Below are 25,743 nucleotides of genomic sequence, written 5' to 3'. Positions count from 1 at the left end.
TCCCGACGATCTTCACCCTGGCCATCCGCGGCCTGGGCCCCCTCACCGAGGAAGGCTCCCGCCTCCGGCTCATGGCGATCGCCGGCGGAGCCCTGGTCATCGTCCAGGGATGGCTGGCCGACACCGTCGGCCTGCAACTGTCCTTCCTGCTCACCGCCGCCTGCGAACTCTATGTCCTCTTCTACGCCATACGGGGAAGCCGACCCGCCAGCGTGGAGGTCCCGTCGGCGGAGACGGCCCTGTCAGCAGAAACCTGAGCGCGTGGGTGGCGGGCGCCACGGCGTTGGAGCCCGCCGGGGATGGTGATGTCCGGGGCGCTTGGGGGCGGCGCCGTCACGCCACCCATTTCGGCCGGCGACGGGCGCCGCCATCTGATCCTCACCCGGACTTCGGACCACGACGAAGAAGCGCGGGAGCATCTATCCCAGCGTGAAATCCAGCTGCGCCGGACGGACGCCATCGGCCTCGGCGACGAGGCGCGCCCTGCCGGTTTCGCCGGGACGGGTACGCAGGAGCACCTGGGCCAGGCCGCTGAACAGCCGGCGCGTCGGCCCGGTTTCGATCTCGAGACTGGATGGATCGCCATTGCCCGTGCCGGCCAACCAGAGCGGGCCGGTGAGCGCGAACCGCACCTGCAGCTCCGCGGTCGGCACGGACCTGCCCGCAGCGTCCACGGCGGAGACGCGCACGATCCCGGTGTCCTGCCCGTCCGCCACGAGGTCGCCGCGCACGGCCGAAAGCCTCAAGGCGGCGGGCGCGCCGGACGTTTCGCGAATTGAGCTGGCGATCTGGCGCCCCTGACGCAATCCGCGCGCCTCCAGCCTGCCGGGAGCAAAGGGAACCTGCCAGGTGGCGTAGCCGAACTTCTCGACCTTCCTGCGGCCAAGGCTCCTGCCATTGAGCCTGAGCTCGACTTCCTCGAGGTTGCTGTAGCACCACACGTCGATCGGCTGTCCCTCGCGCCCGGCCCAGTTCCAGTGCGGGAGCAGGTGGACGAGCGGTTCGTCCGGCCGCCACCAGGCCCGGATGTACCAGGCCGTGTCCTTCGGAAAGCCGCAGCTGTCGTAAACGCCGAACTGCGAGCCGACGCTGGGGAAGGTGTAGAAGGGCGAGGGCTCGCCATGATAGTCGAGGCCCGTCCACACATAGCCGCCGGCGACATAGGGCTTGCCCTCGACATCGGGCAGCCATTCGTGCGCGAACTGGCCCCACGGCACCTTTTCGTTGTCATAGGCCGGCAGGTGGCGGCGCGCTTCGTCGCGGACATAGATGCCGCGCGTGCCGATGCTCGATCCCGTCTCGCTGGCGATGACGATCTTGTCCGGGAAGGTCTCATGCACCTTCACCAGTTCGGGCGGGTTGTAGTTGACGCCGACAAAATCGAGCTCGGTGCTGAGCGCTCCCGGCTTGGTGAAGCTGTTGTCGAACGCCGCGCCGATCAGCCGGGTCGGATCGAGCCTGCGCACGGTGCGCATCATCGTCCGCGCGATCCGGGCGCCGCGCACACTGCCCTCATGCGGCTCCTCATTGCCGATCGACCAGAGGATGACGCCCGGCCGGTTGCGGTCGCGCAGCACGAGCCGCTCAAGCTGGTCCAGCCCCTCCTCGCTCGAGATCATCTGGCGGGTTTCCGCCATGACCAGCAGGCCCATCTCGTCGCACAGGTCCATGAATTCCGCCGACTGCGGATTGTGCGAGCAGCGGATGGCGTTGCAGCCCATCTCGACCATGCGTTCCAGGCGGAAACGATTGAGCTCCCTGGTGACCGCGCAGCCGACGCCCGCATGGTCATGATGGATATTGGCGCCCCGCAGCTTGACCGGACGGCCGTTGATGAAGAAGCCGCGATCGGGATCGAACCTGATGTCGCGCAGGCCGAAGCGGTTCTCCACCTGATCGACCACGACGCCCTCGACCTCGATCGCGGTGCGCAGTGTGTACAGTGCGGGGCGGTGCACATCCCAGAGGCGCGGCGACGCGATGCTCAGCGTCTGCGGCACCGCCACTTCGCCCCACGGGGTCAGCCCCGTGGCTGGCGAGCGCTCGCCGGCGACGACCTCGCCGTCCGGATCGAGCACGGTCGAGACGATCACCGCGTCGGTGGCCCTGTCGTCCGCGTGGCGGAGCCGGGTGACGATGTCCACGTGCCCGTCCGCGCGTCCGCGGATCACCACGCCCCATTGGGGAACATGAACGGACGCCGTCTTCACCAGGTGAACGCGGCGATAGATGCCGGCGCCTTCATAGAACCAGCCTTCGCCCAGCGTCGCATCCACGCGGACCGTGATCAGGTTGTGGCCATCCAGATTGGCGACATCGGTGAAGTCGACGCCGAAGGGCGCATAGCCGCTTTCGTTACGCTCCATCACATAGCCGTTCACGATGATGAGCGCGTCGCGGAAGATCCCGTCGAACTCGAGCGTCAGCCGCTTGCCGCCGTCGGCTGGCGACAGGTCGAACTTGTACCGGTACCAGCCGATGCTCGTGGCCGGATACTCACGGCCCAGCGGTTTGAAGCCATGGCCGTTGCGCGGATCCTGGCTTCCGGGCCCGGTGGCCGTGAACCGTTCATTGGGCGTGAATGGAAGCGAAACGGCCCAGTCGTGGGGCAGGATCACATCCTGCCACCCGCTGTCGTCGAAGTTCGCCTTCCCCCACTGGATGTCGGTGAAATCCGGCGACGCGACATGCGCTACGCCAAAGCCCTGCTTGGCGTAGGTGCGCTGCATCGCGCCGAAGCCGAAATCGCGATCCACCTCATGCGCGTCGCCCAGATGGAATTTCCAGCCCGCGTCGAGCGCAATGCGCTCGCGCGCGCCGCCGGCCCCGGCCGCATCTGGTGGAGCGATCCCCGGCGATCCGGCTGCGACTCTGGCGGGCAGGGCGGCGGCGGGCAGGCTGCCGAGCAGCGTCAGAGCTTTGCGGCGGTTGATCATGTTGCTCGTCCCTGGTCGAAGGCCTTCCGGTCGCCCTGGCGTCCTCGCAGCCCACCCTGCCCCGTCAGTTCGGATTGCCGACCGGGATCACCGCGGCGCCCTGGTAGCTCGCCAGCTTGACCCGGAGCAGCCGCGGCCGGTCGGTGAGGTTGAGGCCGTAGTCGGTCTGGTCCCCGTTCCACACCCGCCTGAAGATCCAGCGGCCGTTCTCGAAGCGGCCCTCTTCCACGCGTTCGTACAGCATCGCCTGGCCAGGCGTGGGCGACGCCAGCTGGAAGCTGACGCGGGTCAGGAAGCCGGCGACCAGGTATTCATCCGGTCCGAGCTGGGCGATGGCGACGCCGCCGGACGGCTGGGGGTTGCCCGTGGGCTTGTCCATGCCGAACTGCCACTGGCCGAAGGTCGCAACGGCCTTGTACGGCCCGAGCTCCATGACCTGGGTATGCTCGGCCGCCGGATCGTCGGGTTCGGCCGCGCCCCAGGTTTTTCCCTCGAAGGCCCAGGCGGCCCACTCGCGGGCCATGGGCCGGAACATGCCGTAGTTGCGCACGAAGGGCTCGAGAATCTCGTCGTCGAGCGACTTGGATCCCAGCGGATAATTATAGTAGCCGGTGTCGTCCATGCCGAAGGGCGCGAAGCCGAGCCCGCCTCGCCCGACGACCGGAAAGAAGTAGCGCGCGAACTCGGCGTCGTTGCCGGTCTCCGGCACGAACAGCGCATTGTCGGGCCGCTGGTAGTGGTCGAGATAGGCGAGATAGCTCGCGTGGTCGCGGCGATAGATGTCCGGAGCCACCAGATCGAGGGCCGGGGCCGCGACCTTGTAGATGTCGATCACATGATGGACCGGACCGCCGCTGGCGTAGGTGGTCGCGGGCTGGCGGCCAAAGGGCGCGGCCAGGGCGGCGTTGGCGAACATCGGCAGGGGCTTCACCGCCTTGCCGGCCTGGGCGATCTCGCCGATGTAGCTGGCGAAGGCCCAGGCGTTGAAGAACTCGTCGGCGTCCGTCCCGAACACCGTCCGCCAGTTTCCCGGGGACTTGCCCAGCCGCTCGAGCAGGGCGGCGGGGACCGGTCCATCGAACAGCGCCTGGGCCTGGGGAGAGAAGTCCCGCACGCTGCCATAGGAGCCTGGCTCGTTCTCGACCTGGACCATGATGACCGTGTGCTGGCGATCCACCTCCGCCAGATGCCGCATGAGTCTCACGAAGGCGCGTTTGTCGGCTTCCAGCGTCGTGCGGCTGTGCGGCGAAAGCGCATAATGGGTGCCGCCCTGGGCCGTCATCATCCGGGGGAAGCGCTCATTGTCCAGCTTGACCCAGGCGGGGGCGTAGTTGGGCGAGGTGTTCTTCCAGGTCCCGAACCACAGCAGCACCAGCCGCACGTCATTCTGTCGCGCCTGCGCCAGCAGCGTGTCGAGGAAAGAGAAGTCGAACTGGCCTTCCCGCGGCTCGATCTGCTCCCAGGCGATCGGGACCTCGACCGTATTGGCCTGAATCCGGCGGATCACCGGCCAGACCTCCGGCAGCATCTCCGGGTAGTTGCTCGAATTGTTGACCTGCGCGCCCAGCATCAGGAACGGCGCGCCGTCGACGAACAGGGCATGACGCCCATCCTGCTCGACGATGCGCGGCAGGGGCGGCTCGTCGGCAAGGGTCGGGGACGGCGCCAGCAGCCCCCCCGCCATCGCCAGCAGGACGAACGCCGCCATCAGCAGAGCGCGGGCGTGGGCGTTGAACCGGCCGGTCGCGGTCGCCCGCCGATGGTCCGGAGGCACAGCGGATTCACCCCCGGCGAACGCACCGGCCGTCGTCGACCCGGACCTCGCATTCGACGCGACAGACATGCCTCGACCTCCCTCCAACGCCGCCCACTGGAGCGCCACCGGCCATTTTGTCAGAGTATAGCGTCGCTACGGCCTCGACAACTTCCATTTCGGATGAGAAACATTTTTCATGAGTGGAAATTTCACCCGACGATCCGTCCTTCTTTCCAGCGCCGCTGGGGCCGGGCTCGCGGCCTTTCCCGCGGCGGCCGCGTCAGCTCTCTCGCCCGACCCCGTCATCCGGTCGCGCGACAGTCGCTACATGGATGAGGGCTGGCGTTTTCACGAGGGCGATATCCCGATGCCCGAGGTGCGAGGACACGGCTGGACCTACGCCAACGCCAAGGCGGGGAACGCCTGGGGCGCCGCATCGACCAACTTCGACGACTCGCAGTGGGACGAGGTCAGGCTGCCTCACGACTTCGTCGTCGCCCAGCCGTTCGAGCAGGACGCCAACCTGTCCCAGGGCTACCGGCGGCGCGGCGTGGCCTGGTACCGCCGGACCATCCGCCTCGACGAAAGCGAACGGGGCCGCCACCTCGAGCTTCAGCTCGGCGCGGCCGCCACGCACGCGACCGTCTGGTTCAACGGCACCGTCGTCGACCGCAACTTCAGCGGCTACAACGGCATCAATATCGACCTGACCCCGTTCGCCCGCTACGGCACGCTGACGAACAGCCTCGCGATCCGCATCGACGCCAATGCCATGGAGGGTTGGTGGTACGAAGGCGGCGGGCTCTATCGCCACGCCAGGCTGGTCAGCCGGGACCCCGTCCACATCGCGACCGACGGCATCTACGCCGACCCGCAACGAAATGCCGACGGCGGCTGGACCGTGCCCGTGCAGGTCACCGTCAACAACATCGCCGAACAGGCCGCGGACGCCGTGGTGGACGTCACGATCCGCGACGGCGGCGGCCGCATCGTGTCCCGGGGGCAGGCCCGGACGGCGGTGCAGCCCCTTGGCTCGCAGACGGCGGAAACCGAGCTGTCGCTGGGCGACGCCGCGCTTTGGTCTGTCGACGACCCAAATCTCTATACGGTCGAGGCCCGGCTGTTCGTGGACGGCGCCGAGCGTGACCAGGCCTCCGTCCAGACGGGACTCAGGACCTTCCGCTTCGATCCCGATACGGGGTTCTATCTGAACGACCGGCACATGAAGATCCACGGCGTTTGCGTCCACCAGGACCACGCCGGGGTCGGGGTCGCGGTGCCGGACAGCCTGTGGGAGTTTCGCATCCGGCGGCTCAAGGCGATGGGATGCAACGCCATACGCATTTCCCACCATGCGCCGGCGCCCGAGTTGCTCGACGCGTGCGACCGGCTCGGAATGCTGGTTCTCAACGAAAACCGGGTCTTCAACCCCAGCCCGGATTTCATCGGCCAACTCGAGTGGCTGGTCCGGCGGGACCGCAACCGCGCCTGCGTCTTTCTCTGGTCGGTCTTCAATGAAGAACCGATGCAGGGCACCGAACAGGGCTACGAGATGGTCCGGCGCATGGTCGCGACGGTCAAGGCGCTGGACTCCCGCCGCGCGGTGACGGCGGCGATGAACGACGGCATCTTCACGCCGGTGAACGTCTCCCACGCGGTCGATGTGATGGGGTTCAACTATCAGCAGAATCGCTACGACGCCTTCCACGCCGCCCACCCCGACCTGCCGATCATTTCGACCGAGGACACCAGCGCCTTCCAGACCCGCGGCGCCTGGGAGACGGATCTGGACGCCCATGTCATGGCCGAGGACGACACCATGGCGTCCGACTGGGGAGCCACCCACCGGGACGCCTGGAAGATGATCGCCGAGCGGCCGTTTGTCGCCGGCGCCTTCGTCTGGACCGGATTCGACTACCGGGGCGAGCCGTCGCCATTCGGCTGGCCGAGCGCATCCAGCTTCTTCGGCGCCATGGATCTTTGCGGATTTCCAAAGGGCGCCTTCCATCTGCACCGTGCGCAGTGGGTCAGGACTGAGCCCGTGCTGGCCCTGCTGCCTCACTGGAACTGGCAGGGCCGCGAGGGCGAGCCGATCAAGATCATGGCCTTCTCGAACGCCGAAGAGGTCGAGCTGACGCTGAACGGCCGCAGCCTCGGACGGCAGGTCGTCGATCCCTACCTGATGAACAGCTGGACGGCGCCGTACGAGCCAGGGAAACTTGAGGCCGTCGGGTTCGTCCGCGGCGCGCGCGTGAGCGTCGCTTCGGTCGAGACGACAGGGGCGCCCGCCCGGTTGAGACTGACCCCTGACAGGTCGAGGCTGACCCGCGACGGCGTTGACGTGACGCCGGTGACCGTCGAGGCCCTGGACAGTCGGGGCCGGCCCGTGCCCACGGCGAACACCATGGTGCGCTTCTCCATCGAGAATGGCGAAATCCTCGGCCTGGGCAACGGAGATCCGAACAGCCACGAGCCCGAGACCGGCGATCGACGGAGCCTGTTCAACGGCCTGGCGCAGGTCGTGGTCAGGAGCCCCGTGGGCGCCGCCAGGACGCTGGTCCTGCGCGCAGAAGCCGACGGTCTGCAACCCGCGCGGCTGTCGATAGCGCTCGATCCGGGAGCCGCGCCCCTGTCCGTGCCCCTCGCGGAACCCGTCATGACGGTCGAGGGTTGGCGGATGTCGCCCGTCAGCCCGACCCTGCCCGGCATGGACTGGGTTGCGTCCGACAGCGACCAGAACAGCTGGCAGTGGCTGCAGCCCGGATCCACCCTGCCCCCCGGCGACAGCGATGGCTTCGTCATCTACCGCACGACCCTCACGCCATGGTCAGCGGTCCAGAGACGGGGCGGCGTGATAGCCCTTGGCCGCGTCACCTCCGCCGGCGAGGTGTGGCTGGATGGCGTCAAGGTCGCCGACACCCGGCCCGGCGCCGAGCTCTCCGTGCCGCTTCCCCCCCGCGAAGGGGAGCGATCCCTGGTGATCCGGCTTCAGGCGGTCCGGGGCCGGCCGACCGGTCTTCTCGACGTCGTGACCGTGCGCGCCTCCGACCCGGCGCGCCTGCCCTGAAAGCAGACGGTTCCCCGGGGCAGGTGTCAGCCATGGCCCCGGCTGTGAGACCAGGTTGTCCGAAAATCCCGGCCCCGCCGTACCGGCGGTTGATCGCGCGGACCCGCTTCCGGGACGGATCGCGAGCCAATCCGGCCGTCGCGGCCCAACCCGTTGCGGAGCCCCGGATTTCTCGGGAGGTTCTGGCGGAGACGGAGTCCGCCTGCATCGAACACCGACCTGTCGCCTCCCGCAACGTATCCCTCTGAATATTCTCGATCTATCGGCGTCGCGCCCTTACTACCCGTTGCAACTCGTCTCACCTCATCGCATCATCGTTGATGGGTTTATGAATGGGTTGAGATGCCTCGCAAGGCCAAAGAACTAGGCGCCCTCGCGGTCGGTCGACTTCAAAGTCCCGGTCTTCATTTCGTCGGTGGAGTTGCCGGACTGGCGTTGCAGGTGCTTCCAACCGGCGGGCGATCCTGGATCCTTCGCGCCATGATCGGAGGACGTCGGCGAGACATGGGTCTTGGCGGCTATCCCGACGTCCCCCTCGCTGAAGCCCGGGACGCTGCTCGCAGGGCCCGCGCCCTGATCCGCGAGGGCGATGATCCCGTCGAGCAGGCTAAGGCTGCAAAGAGCGCCCTCAAGGCCGAGACGTCGAAAGCAATGACCTTCCGGCAGGCCTGCCAAGCCTTTGTCGCATCTCACGAAGCAGGATGGAGGAACGCCAAGCATCGCGCTCAATGGACAAGCACTCTGGAGCGCTACGCTCACCCTGTGATCGGCGACCTCTCTGTAGCCCATGTGGAGATGCCCCACGTCATGAAGGTGCTCGATCCCATCTGGCGCGAGAAGACCGAGACGGCGAGCCGGGTCCGGGGTCGGATCGAACAGGTGCTGGACTGGGCCGCGGTGCGGGGCTTGCGGGAGGGCCAGAACCCGGCGCGCTGGAAAGGCCTGCTCGACAAGGTGCTTCCTAAGCCCGGCAAGGTCAGCAAATCCGTTCACCACCGGGCTCTGCCCTATCAAGATATTCCTGCCTTCATGAGGCGGTTGAGAATCCAGGGCGGCGTGGGCGCTTCGGCGCTGCATTTCGCCATCCTGACGGCCGCGCGATCGGGTGAGGTCCGCGGGGCCTGCTGGTCGGAGATCGATCTTCCGCAAGCGATCTGGATTGTTCCCGCTGACCGGATGAAGGCCGGGCGCGAGCATCGTGTTCCGCTCTCTGCGGCCGCCCTGGAGCTTCTGGCGGCTCAGCCGAGGATAGCCGGATCCGATCTTATCTTCCCGGCTCCCAGGGGCGGTAAACTGTCTGACATGACCCTCTCCGCGGTGCTTCGCCGGATGGAGGTGAACGCCGTCCCGCACGGCTTTCGTTCGACCTTCCGCGACTGGGTCGCCGAATGCACCAATCACAGCAACGAGGTCGCCGAGATGGCGCTCGCCCATGCCGTCGGAAGCACGGTTGAAGCCGCCTATCGCCGCGGGGATCTGTTCGAGAAGCGCCGCCGGCTTGCCGAGGACTGGTCGCGCTTCTGCGAAAACGCTGTGCCTTCCAAAATCGCCCTCCTCAAAGTGCGCGGGCAATGACCGGGAGAATTCGCTTCGGTGCTTTGGATGCCGTCACGGCTCTCCCTCGGGCGAAGCTCGGCGACCTGGACGGATTGGCGGAGCGCCTGCGGAGCGGTGCGGAGTTATCGCAAGAGGAACGCGATTTCATCGCGGACTACCTGATCGGTGCCGTCCGGCCCAACAAGGCAGCTTTCCGTCGGGAACAGAAAATCGCTGATCACCTTGCGATCGCGACATGGGTGCTTCGGCAGCAGATCGTGAACGGCGGGCCGTTGGAGGCGGCGATCGTCGAGGCGGAGGCCGCCACCGGCTACAAACGCCGCACCATCCAGGCCACTCTCAAAAAGCACCTCACATTGCCCGGGTTTGAAACCCGGGAGGCATTGCTCGACGCTCTCCGGTCACATGTGGCGAGGCGGCGCAAATAGCTGTTTGACAACTTGCGCTGGGAAGTTGCTGACACATCCGGGATCGCTGTTCATGTCTTCGCCCTCTCAACGAGGAGCGACGCATGTCAAAAGGGCCGGCTGCACATTTCGATACCCTCTCCGATCAGGCCTTCGTCCGTTTACCTGTGGTGGCGGAACTCTACTCGACCTCGGCCTCGAACGTTTGGCGCTGGGTGAAGCGGGGCATCATCCCTCGCCCCAGGAAACTCGGCCCTCAAACCACAGTCTGGAATGTGGGCGAACTGCGTCGAGCCCTCGCGGCCGTCGGCCTGCAGTAACAACCCCTCATCCGCGGCCAGCGCGGCTTTCAGCGTCGTCGGGAAATAAAAGACCGGTGGGGCGCTGATCGTACGGCACCATGGGGAAGTGACCATAACCGAAGCGCAGACTTAAGGTGGAAGCGCGGTCACCGGCGAGACGCATCGCCGTTATAGTAGCCACCAGCCCGACCGACGCGTCGTCAGGTCGGGAGCACGAAGCGTAGGCCCTCCATATACGATCCTGAGGCAGCTCCGAGTTCAGTCCGCCCCCGGCGCCCGGCGCCGGGGAATGGTCGACTTGAGCCCTCAGCTTCAGCTTCCATTCCGCTCCTGGGATCAGAAGAAACAAGGCGGCGGTGCGACTGGCGCAGCCAGGCGTCCTAGGCAAGTCGCAGCTTGCTGCGGCGCAGCCGACTAACCGGCGAAGGAGCGGCAAAGCCGCTTCAAGACGCAAAGCAAATCAAGCACCGGGGGAGCCTGCGAGGGTGCCCTCAAGGTATAGCTCAGGGGCGCTGAGCCGATGCTCACCAAACCCAAGCCGCCCAAGCCCTTCTGCGGCCTCGACTGTGGTTTTTTGGGCTTGTCTGAACCCACCTTTAATTTCCGTCCCGGCCCGCCTGGTTTGAACCGGCTTTCCGGTGGCGTGGCGACCGGGAGCCGGTCCTTGCAGCGCCTGCCTACAAATGGCTTCTCGTCGCTCGACAATCACGCGTCTGCCAGCCTAGGTTGGTTGCGGAGCCGCGTCGGCGGTTCTGGGGCGTGGAAACCCCTCACGAGGCGGCTTCAGTGCTGCCGTCAAAGCACTCTCTGACCCTGCGGTCGGGGAGGCACACGCGTATGTCCAGGGTGAAAGCCTAAAGGCGTGTGCGGCTTTACCTCGTGAGGCTTTCCAACTCCCCGATCACCAAGGGGAGTGGCCACATTGAAAAGTCTCAAGCTCGGATTCCTGGTCTTGGCTGGCGCCTCGGTCGTCGGATCGGCGGGTTGTGGTTCGCGTGAGCCGACAGCCAAGGAAAAGGCGGACGCTGCACGTCGCTATGAAGCCATGGAGCAGCGAAGGTTGGCTGAACAGATCGCGGCCTTCCCAGCGTCAGCGCCGCAAATGATCACCAATCTGGAGTCGATTACAACGCGCGATGTCTCGGACATGGAAGCGGCCGCCAGCACCATCCGCGTCTTCGATCAGGCCGCGATGGATATTCGCATCGTCGAGGACGCGGCGCGGGAAGGCGCTATCCCCGTTTCCAGCCAGGCCGTCGCCGCCAAGGACCAGCTCAAGCGGATTCTGATCCAGAAACAACGCGAGCTGTTCCCGGTTATGCGAAGAACTTACGCCGCATACGTGTCGGACGCGGTCTCGGGCGCGGGCGCGAACTTCCGGGCAGTCGGCACCGGCGGCAAGATCCTGCGGGCTGCGTCACCGAGCTTCACCTCCCGCGAAGTCGTTATGGAAGCGCACTACACACTGGCCGGGCAGGCCAACCGGTTCCGGTTCAGTCAGGCGGAGTATGTCTACTCTCTGACCGGCGCCAGCGACGTGATCGAGATGAGGGGGCGAGCGGATCACGACATTCGCTAGGCAACGAACCTGAAGGCGCATTCCTACGACCGAACGCATCCCCGGCTACCGCATACCACCACGGGACCATCACGGGCCTGCGCCTGCGCCATTCCCGTCGGATCGATCAAGGTCACCGGATCGTTGTGATCAATCTCACCCGCATACGACTAACTTAGGACGGCGCTTTTATGCTTGTCCACGGACTCCAAGTTGTATCGCCACTTGTTGTGGAAATGTCAGAGCAGTCCCAAAAGGGAATACCAACACTCACTTCGACCTCATCGCCAGCATGAATCGGATCAATCTGGAACCGGCCGCGTACATCGACGTCAAATGATATTTCTGTTCCGGAATCAAGGCGATAGAAACCCGCGGCCTGGGGGAGCACGTACCCTTCGGGCATGAATGGTACTTCTCGTCCTCTATTCCGCATCTTCATCATAACCGCTTCGGACCGTGGCTGTTGCACAACATCCATACGCAAGCAGCGCTCTCTGTCAGACAGGTTTCTTACCTGCACATTGAGCACCCCCTCGCTTCGAAGGCTACTTGATGCGTGAACATCGATAGTAGCGCTGGGATCGGACTTCGTAAGAGTTGCGCACCCCCCTTGGAGGGAGATCGCCAATGTCACTCCTAGGGCCGCTATTCGACTAATCACTACGGACCTCCGCAAGGACGATAGACAATGCAAACATAGTTCTCGTTATTCGCCGCTGCCAAGTCGGGCCTGTTTTGTCCAAGCCAACTGGTGGCACTATCGCCATAGGCTCGCTGCCCTGTGCGAGTGGCGCGGCCATACCACAACGGCGCTTCAGTGGGCATCAATAGATCATCAAGGCCGTCTAGATGCCCACCCTCGTGCATCATGATCAAGCTTTGAGAGCTTCCGCCTAGATCACCAAAGAACGTACCTCGTATTGTAATTTGATTTCCGATTATCGAGGCACTCGCCGGCGGGCCATCCTTTCCGCCGAAATAGATCTGAGCTCCTTCGCCTCGCGCTCCAATCCGGTCGTGTATCGCTCCAAGTCTACTAGAGACCCCGCTAATTGTCGCTGCGTCCGCGTTTCCGAACTTTTCTGAAAATGCATCACGGAGAGTTTGCTGATCCTGGGTGAGAGAATCACCATTCTGGATCGCCTGGGCTAGGGCGTTTAGCTGACCTTGTGCGTTCTTCAGGTTAGCTCGCGCTTCGTCCGCAGCGACGTGCACCTCCTCGCAGCGTGAATCGCCGGTGCACTTTGCTAGACCAGTGGGATCCGTTCCGTTCACGGGATCGTTTGCGACGTAGGCATAAAGGTTGAGATTGTCCTCGTACCCCACAGGATCGGTCTGTAGGAACCTGCCGAGCGCAGGGCTGTAGTAACGGGCCCGGTAGTAGTAGAGGCCCGTCTCCGCATCCAGGCGGCGACCAGTGTAACGGATGGGAGTACCGGTCGTGACATTGGGAACGCCATAGGCGTCATAGGTGTACGGTCCCTCGGCCAAGGCGCCGCCGTCGGCGACCAGCCCAACGACGCTGCCCATCCGGTCCTGCAGGAAATAGCGGCGCGTTCCGTTCGCCTCGATCTGGAGCAATGGTCGGTCGACTGCCGGACCCGGCACGTATCGCCGGATCAGCGCGCCCGAGTTATCGTACTCCGCGATCTCCCCATTACCGTCCAGAAGCCAGCTCGTCGACACCCCGCCAACCGTCTTGCGCGCTCGCCGGCCCAAGGGATCATACTCGTAGCTCGCCGAAACCCCCGGTCCTGCCGCCGATAGCAACCGGTTCTCGGCGTCGTACACGTAGCTCCAACCACCATGGCTCGTCAGGTTGCTGTTGCCGTCATAGGTCAGCGCAGACCCGCTTGCAGTCGCGTAGCGGTTCAAACGATCTGGCGTATAGGCCTCCGTTCCTGTCGTCGGGCGAACGTGGCGGAAGGCTGCGTTCGAGATTGTTGCTGCCGTCAGCCGGTGCGCTGCGTCGTGGGTGTTGGTCCAGACCGTCGAACTCCCCGACCAGTTCCACGCTCGGGTAGCTTGATCCCCGGCGAGGGAATAGGTCACGGTCATACTCGCCGTTCCGGGATGGATCGTCTGGTTCTGACGAGACAGCGGATCCCACCGGACTGCCGTTATGAACTGTGTCCCGTCGTACACCGCCGCCATTCGGCCGAGGCCGTCGTACTCGTAGCGGACCAGCGACCCGTCCGGCCAGATCAGATGGGTCCGGTTGCTCCTCGCGTTGTACAGGTATGAGGTGGTGCGCGCGCCGCTCCATTGCGGCCCCGAGGTCTGGGTGCTGGACAGCCGTCCCGCGGCGTCATGGGTGTAGACCAGAGCGTGACCCGCCGTATCCGACACGCCAACCGCCCGACCGGCCAGGTCGTAGGTCCGCGTAGTCGTTCGGGCCGCGATCGCGTCGTGTGCCGGAACCGTGGTGGTCGACAACCGGTTCAGCACGTCGAACGTGCTGGTGAGCGTCACACCCCGCCGCGTCCGGCGGGTCAGCGGATTGCTGTTCGCGTCCCAAGTCTGAGCCTCGTAGTCAGCCGGGTTGGGTGCGCCGGTGCCCGGATGCGGAAGGATCGTCTGCACCAGCCGATCGAACCCGTCATAGACGTAGTCGGTACGGTTGGCGTTCGCGTCCTGAATCCAGTCCCGCTGGCCGTTCAGGGTGTAAGCCGCGGTCGAGTAGACGAACTCCCCGGGGGCCCCCACGGCCCGGCGTTCGGTGAGTTGCTGGCCCGCCAGGTCGTACGTGAACCCGATCACGTCCCCTTCGGCCGTCGCCAGCCGCAACGGCCGGTCCATAGGATCATAGGTGGTGGTCGTGACGCGCTGATCGGGATCGGTGACCCGCCAAGGCTTGCCCGTTGGAGTATAGTTGGTGAAGGTTTCGGCCCAGGCCGAGGCCTCGCCCGCGGCTGTCAGCGCTGACGCGCCGCGCTCGCGTATCACCCTTCCCAAGCCGTCGTACTGCCGCTCTGAGCGCGCCAGCACCACACTACTGGTCCCGCCTTGGTGGGACCGTTGGCTCGTGGACCGCCTCATGGCGTCATATTCGATGACCGTAACGGCGCCGCCTGGATCGGTCGTCGCAGTGACATTTCCCCAGATGTCGGGGGTAAAGGTGGTGGGCAGATTCAGCGCGGGTCCGCCAACCGCAGCCGCGCCTATCATCGTGATCGTCCGATTTCCGGCCCCGTCGTATCCGTGGGTCGTGGTCCGCCCGGTCGGATCAGTTTCTGTGGTAGGAAGCCCGACGGAACCATAGGCGTAAAGCCAGGTCGGCCGCACGCCACCGATCGCCGGCTGGCGCACCTCGCTGACCTGGCCCGCACCAAAGCCCGATGCGTAGTAGAAGAAGTCCGTCCGCTGATTCAGCGCATCCTCGATCCAGTCGGGCCGATTCCACGTCGGATTCCAGGCGGCCTCCATGACGAGGTCGGCCAGACCCGCGCCCGGCTTGGCTTGACGGGTCAGGCTAGTGACATTGTCCCGCCGGTCGTAGGCGAACAGATCGCGATCACCTTCGGGATAGGTTCGCGACACCACGCGATGGCGGCCGTCGTAGGCCGAGCCGGTCTCGCGACCGAGTTCGTCCAGAAATCGCACCGCGTCGCCATCGGTGTCGTAGTAGACGGTGAATCGGCCGCCGGCCGGATCCAACCGCTGGCCTCGGGCGCCGTCGCCGATAAAGAATTGGTGGGCTCCGCGCGTTCCCCACTGCAGGGCCGTGGCGTCAGAGGCCTCCCTCACCCGACCGAGGGCGTCATAGACATACCGCAGGCTGGGTTTCGTCGGCTCGACTGGCTCGTAGACCTCGAACAGGCTCGGGAACGGGCGGGGCCGCTGCTGCGCCGATCTTGCGACCGGTCCCGTGTAGGTGTGACGCCAGGCCGCGCCGCTTGCGTCGATCACCACGCCATCCGACTGCGACGCGGTCCGGCCACCGGAGACAGCCCCGGTAGAGGTTACCGCCATGCTGCGGCCCAAGCTTGAGGTCACTTTGCTGACCGTGGCGCCAGGCGAGCCGTCGTTGAAGGTGAGCGACACGCCCGACGGCCAGGTCCACTGGGTTATGCCGAAGCCATAGAGTTTGGCGCAGCCGTCGGTGCTGTAGGTGTAGTTCCAGGGCGCGAAGCTCAACACGTCGCCGCCCGCGTTGCGGAGGCCGAAGCTGACATTCGCCGCGTCCCAGCGGCGCGAGGTGGAAATGGACAGGACAGCCCCGTCGATCGGAGGCGAACAGACATCCCGCACCTTGGCGCGCAGGCCGGTCTGTGTGAGTTCTCCCGGTGCATTTACGGGGGGCAGCCAGCTGTTGTCGGACTGACGGATGTACTGTTGGGCCTGGAAGCCGCGATTGATCGTGGCGACGTTGCCGACCATGCGGCGACGCCACCAGTCAGCGACCAGGGCGGCCGAGACATCACGCTGCAGGTCGCTGCTGCCGGTCTGGGCAAAGGTGTCCTGCATCGCCATGAAGGCGACGAGGGCGTCTGTGGCCGCCAGCGGACTGGTTCGTCCCATGGCCTCCAGGCCCGAGCCGGACAGAGAGAAGCTGATGGCCCAGTTGTGGTTCCAGCCGCCCTGGACCGGTCCCGAACATGGACCGAACTGGGGGCTGCAACCGTCCGGAGCGGCCTGGAACGAGACGCCAAAGTCGAGACGGTGCGGAGCGGCATCTCCGGCGCCGACGGACAACAGGGTCGGTGAGCTATAGCCGATCGCGCCGCTCGACAGATTGACGCCCAACGCCGAGCTTCGGTCGATAAAGCGGTCCTTGAGCACGTCCGCAGCGCGGCGCGGGTCGTAGGTCGTGGCGCTGCGCTCGGGCTGACTTCCGCCCCCGCCCTTGGTCGCGCCGAAAGCGTTGGTCACGATATGCGCGACCTCCAGAACGTCTCCGGTCGCGTTGCGGCGGGTGGCGACGAGGGCGCCGCCTCGCTGGGCGCTCGCCGCGTACTCGGCGGTCTGGCACGTCGTCACGCCGCAGCGAGACGGCGTTTCGATGGACCCGACCCGACCGCCCGGTCCCAGAAGCGCTTCCGCAGAGGCCGAAACGCTGAAGCCCAGGTCGAGATAGGACTTCAACGCGCCCTGGAACGCCCCGCGGACGGCGGTGCGGTCACCGGGCTCGACCAAGGGCATTGCGTTGCAAGAGTCGTTCGTCGTGCCCTCGACAAGGATCAGACCCGGTCGCGCGCTCTCGGCCGTTCCGGTGAAGTCATAGAACCGGCGGCGATTGAGCGTCCCGTAGCACGGGTCCTCATTGTCCGGCCGATTGCCCCAAGCGAAGCGGGCGGCGACGGAAGCGCCGTCCGGCAGGTCCTGCGCCTGCTCGACGACGGAGCCCTCCAAGGTCGAGGCCGCCAGAGCGATGGACCGTGATACTGCGCGTTCGCGGGGCGCATCATTCACCCGGCTGGAAACGCTGAGTGAACTGCTGACGTTGATTGACAGATATTGGTCCGTAATTCCGAAGTCGACCGGTCCGGGATAGCCCGGAGTCGGATCATAGGTGACGGGGCGATAGAGCCAGGCCACCAGACCCAGCGAATGGTGGTGCTGAACTTCGGACGCGCCGATCTCACCTTGCAGCGCCATCATGCGCGACGCCTGGGCCAGCCAGGACGCGCCAAGTTGCTGTCGCGCCATGTCGCCTGAAGGGGTCTCGAATTCGGACTGGCACAGCCACTCAGGGTCACAGAAGTAGGAGCCTGCGACCCGATTGGGCAGCGCCTTGTCCTCGTCTCTTTCCCGTCCCCAGTTCGCGCCAAGGCGATCCGAGACCTGCCCCCAGCCGTGCAGGATCGCGACGGGAACCATGCCCGTGAGCGAACCAGTCTGGGTCTCGTCGACATAGTTGCCGGAGGTCGCCGCATAGGGGTGGTTGACGCCAAGCGTATAGGTGAAGGTGAACGCTGGCAGGACGCACCCGGTCCCCAGCGGGGGATTGACGCATCCCGTCGGCGCCACCCGCTCCAGCGTCACGTCGTCGAGTTCGAGCCGCAGTTCCGGGCTGAAATAGTCATCGGGACTGACGATCGAGGCCGCGTCGAAGTTCGAGTCGAACTCAAGCCGTCGCCCGTAGACTTCGTCGATGAACAGTTGCCTTGAGAAGCTGCCGAAACCGGTCACGGCCCCGACTGTCAGCCGGGTGCGATACTGATCCGGGATGTCCGTCGTGATCAGGATGTCCGGCGTGGCGGGATAGGGCGTCGTGACCGCGCGAAAGCCGCCTGCGGGTTCATAGACCGCGGTGATCTCCGGCCCGCCCACGACCTCGCGCATGTCGGCCGCGGGGGCGTTGGTCTCGAGATCGGTCGTCAGCTGGCTCGAACGGGCGGTCAGGTAGGCATCCAGCTGCGTGTCGTTCAGCGCCTGGACGTAAGCGGCGCCGGACTGGGACCCGCTGCTGCTGCCGGCAACCGCCTGGCTCAAGGCCGCGCCCGGCGTCAGCCCCGACCCGGCGGGGAGGTTCCTCTGCGGTGCGATCGCATGGACCTTGTAGCTGGGATCGAAGGTGTACCAGACCCCGCCGATCTGAACTTCCGACCAGACGTGCGTGAACGTGACGGTGTTGAAGGCGCCGCTGATCGCGCAGTCGGCTGGCGTGGACGCGGCGCCGTTGAAGGTCGCCGGGATGGCGCCGAAAGCGAGCATACGGCAAGCCGCCTGGATGTCGGAGACCCCGGTCCAGGTCGCGAAGTTCGCACCCGTGAGGGTCGCCTTGCCCACCCGGTAACGCGCCGTATAGCCCGCCTGGCGGACCAGCTCCACGAAGAGGGCGTTCTGATCGAATGGGGTTCCAGACTTGTCGATCAGGGCGCCGAGAGCGCCCTTGCGCAGGCCGAAGGCGAACTCAACCTCGATATGATTACGCACATACTCGAAAATCTGGTCCGGATCGGCGTTCAGCGCCCGGGCCTGTTCGACGATCTCCGGGGGCCTTCCCTCGAAACCGGATACGCCCGTGAACGATGAGGATCGGGTCGTTCCGGTCCCGTAGAAGGTTTGCGCCGCGGTCGGCGAGACGAGGTCGCCGCGCTCGAACCGCATCGAAGGCAGGTCCTGGGCCTGGGCGAGACCCGCCCCTGAGCAAAGAAGGATCAGGCCGCAGGCGAACGACAGGCCATGGCGGGCGAGAGTCTGGATCGTCATGCTCAGTTCCCGCTGTCGACCGAGACCTGGACCGTCGCCGTCGCCGTGGCGCCCTGGCTGTCCCGGATCGTATAGGTGAAGAAATCCTGGCCGACGAAGCCGCTTGAGGCGGTGTAGGCCACACGCTTGAAGTCCAGCGTCGGCCCGGTGGAGCCGTGGGTGCCCTGCGTGGTCGAAAGGACCCTGAAGGTGTCTCCGTCCGGATCGCTGTCGTTGAGCAGGACCTCGATCTCGACGGTCTGATTCCAGTAGGCCCCGCCGTCGTCATTGACGGCGACCGGGGGGTTGTTCACAGACGTCACGGTTATGGTGATCGCCGCGGTCGCCTGCCCCCCTTCACCGTCGCTGACGGTGTAGTTCAGGCCGTCCGGGCCGGCGTAGTCCTGGGTCGGTTGATATCGAATGGAAGTCCCGAGGTTGGTCGCCTGGCCGTGCGCGGGCGCCGTTATGCTGGAGATCGACAGGGTATCTCCGCCGGGATCCGTATCGTTGAGAAGCGGTGAGAGCGTGCTGGGGAAATTCCGCGGCACGGTGAAGGCGTTCGGATTGGCGACCGGTGGAAGATTGGTCAGGTCGACCGTGACCACGGCGCTGTCGGAAAGGCCGCCAGCCCCCAAAGCGACGTAGGTGAAGCTGTCCGTCACGGCCAACCGATTGCCGTTCGCGGGAGCGGTGTAGACGACCGAGTTCCCGGAGATCGAAGCGGTCCCGAACGTCGGCGGAGAGATCGTCGCCAGCGAAAGCGTGCCTCCGTTCGCGACATCGTTGGACAGAACCGCAATCGTCAGCGGCGGGGAACCCTCGTTCCAAACTCTGGCGTCGTCGATCGCGGAGGGCGGAAGAGCCGGAGTCGTAGGTGTCGTTGTAACCGCCGTGCGGTTTCCCGCCGCGTCATAGGTGTAAGTCGTGACCTTGCCGTCGTCGTGCCGCTCCCAGATCAGGCGTCCGGCGGAGTCGTACCGATATTCTCCGGCGAGCGCGGAGGTCGCCATGAGGCCCCACACCAGCACACCCAACACGCTCAGCGTCTTCATCGGCAGCCCTCCGGTGAGGAGACCTAAGCGCGAACTTGACAGTGAGTCGAGTCGCTTGGGGGTTGTGAAATCGCTGGGTCGATTCGATGACTGGAATGTCTCGGCGACAGGCCTTGTGAGCGCGGAAGTTGGGTGGCTAACCTGCTGAAGTTTCATTGGATCCCTTCTGATAGGAGACCAGCGTACGACCGCGACGCGTCAATTTCGGACGTAATGGTTCCGCCAGGACGTAAGGCGCGCGCATCGCGCCGCCGCCCGCCGATGGGCCCGGAGCGCGCCCTGATCGACGCGTCAGCGCGCGGTATCGCTCGGAAGCAGACGTTCCGGGCATAGGCTGGGAGTTTGATACTGTCGTCCGGACGCTTCTGTTCAGCGCCAGAAGCGGACATTGGCTTCCAGCCCGCAAGCTGCCATTCGCTTCACTGCTCCGGCGGTTTACAGTCGTCCTGCGTCAGACGCCAACTTTGCGGACAGGTTATGGACGAGGTAGGAATACGCGATCTTCTCGCGAGCGATTTGTCCGTCTTGGAAGAAGGACTGGGACTGCTCGAAATCGAACAGTTCATCCCGTCCGGTGAGCTCGGCACTCGCAGCTTCCTCGACATCCTCGCCAAGGACAAATCAGGTCACTGGGTGATCATCGAGGTCAAGAAGACCAACGCGGCCGCGAGGGAAGCCGCACACGAGGTATTCAAATACGTTGAAGCGGTTCGACGTCATTTCGGTGCGCGGCCTGATGAAATCCGCGCCGTTGTAGCCGCTGTCGAATGGAAAGAGCTGCTCGTGCCCTTCTCCGACCTTGTGAGCGAGACGAGCATTGCGGTCCGAGGCGTGCGTCTCGTCCTGGACGCCGCCGGAACAACCTTGGTCAAGATCGAGGAAGTCGAGCCGCTTACGTTGTCGCAGGGTCGCTATCTTGCGCCTTGGCACGAGGTCAACCTCTACACAGATCAAGCCAGCTTCGAGCGGGGCCACACCAGCTACGACTCCACCCTGAAGGACAAAGGCGTAGTCGATTACGTGCTGGTCGTCCTCCGTCCTGCCGACGATTTCAACGACAAGGCAGCTGCTTCAGTCGCTGCTGCGATGGAGAACATGCGGGCTTTATTTGGAGGTGACTTGGACGAAGCCACTCCGCCTATCTCCTTGAAGGAGCTCGATCGATACGAGTTCATGATCTACTTCGCACCGCAGCTTCTTGCACGAGAGTCCTGCCTCAAGCTCCTGGAGCGGGAGCCTGAGATCCTGGAAGAGGTTCTCGCCGTCACTGATCCTAACGAGCCCGAGGCCGAGCTCTGTACGCTCCACGAGAATGTCTACGATCTCATCCCGAGTCCGCATCGGGACCACTTGGAGATCGGCTACGCTGCCAAGTTCGCGCACAAGATACTCAACGACGAAGGTTGGGTCGTTGAACGGATCGACAGACGCGGTGCCTTCGCGAGGAACACCTTGCTTTCAGACGACGCTATCCTCGAGGAGCTCAAGGGTTCGACTGGGAGCTCCAATCAAGCGTTCAAACGTGAAATCTGGCTCGATAATCCCGCGCATATCGCTTCAGCGAAGAAGGGCGCTGGTGAAGCCCTTCGAACCAATCCTGCCTGGCAGGAACAATTCCGCCGGGCGCTCGACGAAGCCTCCGCCGGCTCGCCAAGCCGATCAGCCAGCATCAACGTCTTCAACCCCTCATCGGGGGTCTTCAGCTTCTACTTCATGGCGACGGACCCGCCTGCGCTCAACCACCTACCTAGCTACCAAGTGGTGGTGAGCGACGACTTGGGGAAAGTCGAGACCATCTACATAGGACTTCTCGCGCCAACCGGTGATGAGCCTCTCTCGCTGCAAGCGATAGTTGACAAGTACTATGGTGGAAGACTTGGCCAGATGATGTTCCTAGCCAGCACTGGCTTCTTCGAGACGCGCGATGCGGACGTCATGGAAGACCTTGGCTTGGCCTACCGCACGTTCAAGCTGGATGACCCGCAAGGGACTCCGCGATGGTCCACTTGGCGAGACGATCGGTGGAGGGCGTTCTCCCCGCCCCTTCCTTTCCAGCCTTTACAACCTTGGTTCAACGAGAACGGTCAGCTGATCACTGAGGTGGTCGAGGCCATAGGGTCCAGGATGCATGGCGGGTTCCACGACATGAGCTGACCTCGCGCGACGCGGGGTGCGCCTGGAGACAAGCGTCTTCGCTCTCGATCATTCTCGCTCCATGGGCGCATCGTGCGTCACGATGCGAGCGTGCCGCAAGCCTCGTTGGCAGGCTCTTCCGCCATACGCCAGAGCTACCGCAACTGTGCGATGCTCCGCCCGCGAAACTGGCGCCGAAGCGGAGTGTGCGACGGTCAGCCGGTCAGCCGGTCGGCCGGTCGGCCGGTCGGCCTTGCGCCATAAGCCAACCTTACTTCAACTCCTACATGCAGACATTCGAGGTGCGGCGTAGCTACGGCCTCTCCGCCCCCTCGTCCCCAACGGGAAAGCCTCATACCAACACGGCGTCCAGATCGTCTGGCCCCAGATACGCGAGATCGACCCCGCCCTTGGCGGCTGTGACCTTCAACAAGCCGCTGCGCTGGTCGTTGATGTTGCCGAACAGCGTGCCGACCCTGCGGTGAGCCGCATCAAGGATGACATCTCCCGAACCCCGGGCGATCCGCAACGCCGTGCCGTCCGCCGCCGGCCCATTGGACCAGACGACGCTGCCGTGGTGGTCTTCGCGGCTCCAGGTGTCGATGCGTTCAGGCCGTAGGCCATCCAGGAACTCATGCCAGAGTTCATGGCTCTCGGGGGTCGGCCAAGTCACATCGGCGCCGAGCTGGGTGATGAGGGGCGTGCGGGTCCAGGCGCGCAACTCGGTCAGATTGTCGAACCTTCCTGCGCCTCGGGCGACCGCGATCTGCGCCCCCGAGCGGGATGCAAATCCGGCTTGGATCAGGAAGATGACGTTGCGATCCAGCACGCCGGTCTCGGCGGCACCGGATGCCAGCCCCAGTTCGAAGTCGTCGAGTTCCAACCCTTCGGCCGTCTGATACCCGCGCGCCAGTCCATGCACGCGCACCGACTCCAACGCCCACGGCAGGCGGTATAAGAAGGCGTCTTCCATGAATTGCAGAAGACTGCTGTCTCCGGCGACGAACTCGTTCATCGGTCGACCTTCGAGCCAAGCCCGCAACAGCTGTGGCCAGTTGTCTGCGAGATTGTTCGGCGTGAACGGCGAAATCTCGAAGGCGATCTGCGCAAACGCCGTCAGAGCCTCGATCGCAAGATCCGGCTCCTGGATGCTGATAGCCCCGTTCGCCTGCAGTAGAAGCTCGATCAGCTCATCGGACCTCGCATCCAGCAGCTGCCCCGTCGTAAGGCCTACACCGGCAAGGAAGTAGCCGCGCCGCTGGGCCGGCGTGGTTTGGGCCCAGATGAAATGGGCCCGTTGCACCAGGGCGCTGCGGAATATCGCCTGCAGACGCTCGGTCCGCCGGCCGGCGCGCCTGGACCAAAGCGAGCTGGCTAACGCCGTATCAAGCGCGGCTTCCAGGTCGGCGTCAGCAACCTCTTCTTCGCCCAGCAGGCTGAGCAGAGCGGTGTCGAGGGACGCCATGTGGGACGCCCAGGTCCGTGACTCCAAAGCGGTCTCAGCGGGTGCCTCGCCCGGGACGGCCTCGAATTCCCATTGGGGCATGCCTGTCACGTAGTCGAGCAGGGCTTGCATGTCCGTGGTGCCAAGCTTGCGCTGCATACGCAGCAGCAGCGCGATCACCAGCCGCAGCAACCCGCTTTCCATCTCTTGACCGGCGGTCGAGTTGATCAGCGAAAGCCAATCCGCCCGCCGCCCCACATGACGGTCGAACATTGGATAGAGAACCAGCCCCTGAACATCGACGAAGGCCCGGCCGGCGCGACCGATGATGTTGCGGAAATCATGGGCTTGGATGAGGTTCTGATCCCGGTGAAGGTTGTGGAACACCAGAGCCGTCGCCGCTAGGTTCAGACCTTGAGCCAGCGTCGGGGACGACACCGTAACCTTGAGAACCCCGTCGCGGAGCAAGGCCTCGATCTCCCGCCGATAGGGTGTGGGCAGGGCTCCGTGGTGGACAGCGACGCCTAGGCGCAGGCACTGAAGCAGGACGTGGTCTTCGCCGAGCCATTCTGCGCCGATGGCGAGAGCCTTGGACAACCGCGGCTCGTCGTCTTCGATCAATGCGCTCAGGAGCCCCCGAGCGTGCAGATCGACGATCGCCGCCGCGTAGGGCTCCACCGAAACCCGACGGGGGCAGTAGATCAGAACCGTCTGGCCGTCTTCGACCAGACGCCATGTCGTTGCGAGAACCAACTCGCGTTGATCTCTAGGGAACGGAGACTTGCGCCGGCCAAGCGGGGGAACCCGAGGCGACAGGAAGCGAGGGATGAAGGGCGTCTCATCTCCGAGCGAGATGTTGAGTTTGGCCCCGGCTCCGCTCCACTCAACCTCGCCGAAGCGCAGCCGCGTCGGACGCCAGTTTTTCTGGATCAGCCCGTTTTCGCTGTCGTTGGATAGCCAAGCGACGAAATCATGGAGCTTGTCGCCGTCGGGCAAGACCGCCGACAGGCAGACGATGCGCCGCTGATCGGCGTCCGGCCGGCGGAGCAGCCTCTGGATCTGGGCCTCATAACGAACCTCCCGTTCGCCTAGGCCGATCATGTGGCCCTCATCCAGAATGATCAGGCCGACGTTGTCCAGAAGCGACGAATCATTGCGAAGGGCGAAGTCGAGTTTTTCGGGCGTGGCGACCACGATGTCGCGGTCCGACAGCAAACCCTTGTCGGCGCCGCTGACCCCTATGCTGCCGTAGAGGCCTGACACGGTCTTGCCGAGCGGCCTGAATGTGCGGTTCAACGACACCTCGGTTTGAGCCGACAAGGTGCGAAGCGGGGTAATGAACATCACGCGCTTACCCGCGGCCAGGCACGCCAGGATGCACAGTTCGCCAATGCGTGTTTTGCCCGCGCTGGTCGGCAGGGAGACGACTAGGTTTTCGCTGGTCTCGATCGCCTGGGACGCCGCACCGATCTGCGACGGCCACAGGTCGATCTCCGCCCTAGAGCGATTGTGCAAGGATGCGATGAACACTTCTCGCAGGCTTGCCCAGTCGCCCATTCCAGGCGGGCTGTCCTTGGGCAACACCTCATGGAAGCTGCACGACCAGAGCTCCCTGAACAGATGGCGGCCCAGACGGTGCGCCCACCACTGGGGGACAAGGTTTAAAGCTTCGGCATCCTGCAGTCCTTCATCGAACTGCACCAGAGCACCGTCCAACAACTCCGGGTCACCGCGTTCAAATGCCAGCAAAGCGGTGCTCACAGCTGACATGAACGCTTGGGTGAGCGCGATGTTGGCTACATCGACGACCGTGTCGGCGGCCTCCGGACTTCCGTCCTCCCAAGCCTGTTCTGGCAGGGCACCCCGCAGCAGCGCGGCGAGATGCGCATCCGATGCATCCGCCCGGGTCGCCCAGTCGGTGACGAGGAGCTCGAGGCGGTCAAGTTTTCGCAACATCAGCAACGCCATGGCGCGCTCGACGGGCGCCAGATTGCCTGTCTCCCAGTCATCAGCATTAAAGGGTGAGAGGAGCGAGTAAGCTCGGGCTGAAAAGCGTCCAATGTGATAGGCCGCGGCAGCCATTAGCCGATGGAAAGCTTGATCGGATCCGGCGCTGCCGTTGGTGATGACCGCTTCGATCGCTTCTGCCGCCGCAGCGCAAGCGCTGCGCGCCAGCTCCGGGTCGCCGTCGCCTTCCATGAGCCTCAGGCCCTGAGTGAGAAGGCTATAGCCGTAGGCGAGAAGATCGTAACTCAGGCCACTGGCGAACCGCGGCCCATCGTCGGGCATAACGCCGTCGCGCCAGATCATGGCGCGAGCCTGCCCGCGCGCAAGCAGTTGGTTTCGGAAGCCCTGCTCGGTAGCGCGGGTAACGGAGGCTGTGATCGCTTC

General features: G+C 64.8%; 11 protein-coding genes and 1 pseudogene. 7 read left to right on the top strand and 5 right to left on the bottom strand.

Annotation, left to right across the window (positions count from 1 at the left end; translation table 11 throughout):
* Positions 1 to 257: pseudogene (locus VEB62_RS11350) on the top strand (sugar MFS transporter); the annotation flags it as partial.
* 162 nt (positions 258 to 419) lie between these two features.
* Here the strand turns inward: VEB62_RS11350 and galA (VEB62_RS11345) are convergent.
* Entirely contained in the window at positions 420 to 2,936 is a 2,517-nt protein-coding gene (gene galA, locus VEB62_RS11345; RefSeq protein WP_324799501.1) for a beta-galactosidase GalA, read from the bottom strand.
* Positions 2,937 to 3,000: 64 nt separating this feature from the next.
* Positions 3,001 to 4,620, bottom strand: coding sequence for a DUF5597 domain-containing protein (locus VEB62_RS11340; RefSeq protein ID WP_414642039.1), 1,620 nt, complete (start codon positions 4,618 to 4,620; stop codon positions 3,001 to 3,003).
* Between the two features lie 268 nt (positions 4,621 to 4,888).
* Between VEB62_RS11340 and galA (VEB62_RS11335) the strand changes: the two genes are divergently transcribed.
* The 5 genes from galA (VEB62_RS11335) (at position 4,889) to VEB62_RS11320 (ending at position 11,604) form a co-directional block, all read left to right on the top strand.
* Positions 4,889 to 7,759, top strand: coding sequence for a beta-galactosidase GalA (gene galA, locus VEB62_RS11335; protein ID WP_324799495.1), 2,871 nt, complete (start codon positions 4,889 to 4,891; stop codon positions 7,757 to 7,759).
* Positions 7,760 to 8,101: 342 nt separating this feature from the next.
* Entirely contained in the window at positions 8,102 to 9,334 is a 1,233-nt protein-coding gene (locus VEB62_RS11330) for a tyrosine-type recombinase/integrase (protein WP_324799492.1), read from the top strand.
* Entirely contained in the window at positions 9,331 to 9,744 is a 414-nt protein-coding gene (locus tag VEB62_RS11325; RefSeq protein ID WP_324799489.1) for a hypothetical protein, read from the top strand. Before VEB62_RS11330 ends, VEB62_RS11325 begins: the two co-directional genes overlap by 4 nt.
* An 83-nt stretch (positions 9,745 to 9,827) precedes the next feature.
* Positions 9,828 to 10,043, top strand: coding sequence for a helix-turn-helix transcriptional regulator (locus tag VEB62_RS16730; protein WP_414642038.1), 216 nt, complete (start codon positions 9,828 to 9,830; stop codon positions 10,041 to 10,043).
* A gap of 904 nt (positions 10,044 to 10,947) precedes the next feature.
* A complete protein-coding gene (locus VEB62_RS11320; protein WP_324799487.1) occupies positions 10,948 to 11,604 on the top strand; it encodes a hypothetical protein in 657 nt (218 codons plus the stop codon).
* A gap of 642 nt (positions 11,605 to 12,246) precedes the next feature.
* Here the strand turns inward: VEB62_RS11320 and VEB62_RS11315 are convergent.
* Both VEB62_RS11315 and VEB62_RS11310 read right to left on the bottom strand, forming a co-directional pair.
* Positions 12,247 to 18,741: an RHS repeat-associated core domain-containing protein gene (locus tag VEB62_RS11315; RefSeq protein WP_324799484.1), complete on the bottom strand. Its 6,495-nt coding sequence runs from the start codon at positions 18,739 to 18,741 to the stop codon at positions 12,247 to 12,249.
* A gap of 2 nt (positions 18,742 to 18,743) precedes the next feature.
* Entirely contained in the window at positions 18,744 to 19,931 is a 1,188-nt protein-coding gene (locus VEB62_RS11310) for an Ig-like domain-containing protein (protein ID WP_324799481.1), read from the bottom strand.
* A 321-nt stretch (positions 19,932 to 20,252) separates the two neighbouring features.
* Between VEB62_RS11310 and VEB62_RS11305 the strand changes: the two genes are divergently transcribed.
* The gene (locus VEB62_RS11305) at positions 20,253 to 21,929 is read left to right on the top strand and encodes an endonuclease NucS domain-containing protein (protein WP_324799478.1); all 1,677 of its coding nucleotides are present in this window, start codon (positions 20,253 to 20,255) and stop codon (positions 21,927 to 21,929) included.
* Positions 21,930 to 22,260: 331 nt separating this feature from the next.
* On the opposite strand, the gene VEB62_RS11300 is transcribed toward VEB62_RS11305, so the two are convergent.
* Entirely contained in the window at positions 22,261 to 25,662 is a 3,402-nt protein-coding gene (locus tag VEB62_RS11300; protein WP_324799475.1) for a DEAD/DEAH box helicase, read from the bottom strand.
* Between the last annotated feature and the right edge of the window lie 81 nt (positions 25,663 to 25,743).

The sequence above is a fragment of the Brevundimonas sp. genome, assembly GCF_035626975.1.
In the GTDB taxonomy this organism is placed as follows: Bacteria; Pseudomonadota; Alphaproteobacteria; order Caulobacterales; family Caulobacteraceae; genus Brevundimonas.
Note: the sequence above shows the minus strand (reverse complement) of the source record. Positions and strands in the feature narration are given on the sequence as shown.